The 376-nt window shown below is 52.4% G+C and carries 1 rRNA gene; it reads left to right on the top strand.

Annotated elements, in window-relative coordinates:
- A 23S ribosomal RNA gene (locus CIK04_RS31015) occupies positions 1 to 376 on the top strand; the annotation flags it as partial.

Below are 376 nucleotides of genomic sequence, written 5' to 3'. Positions count from 1 at the left end.
TAAAGCATGCTGGAGGTATCAGAAGTGCGAATGCTGACATGAGTAACGACAAGGGGGGTGAAAAACCTCCCCGCCGGAAGACCGAAGGGTTCCTGTCCAACGTTAATCGGGGCAGGGTAAGTCGACCCCTAAGGCGAGGCTGAAAAGCGTAGTCGATGGGAAACGGGTTAATATTCCCGTACTTCTTACAATTGCGATGGGGGGACGGAGAAGGCTAGGTGGGCCTGGCGACGGTTGTCCAGGTTCAAGTGCGTAGGCTGAGTGTTTAGGTAAATCCGGACACTCTTAAGGCTGAGACACGACGTCGAGCTACTACGGTAGTGAAGTCATTGATGCCATGCTTCCAGGAAAAGCCTCTAAGCTTCAGATTGTAAGG

The organism is Vibrio sp. 03_296, assembly GCF_002265885.1.
Note: the sequence above shows the minus strand (reverse complement) of the source record. Positions and strands in the feature narration are given on the sequence as shown.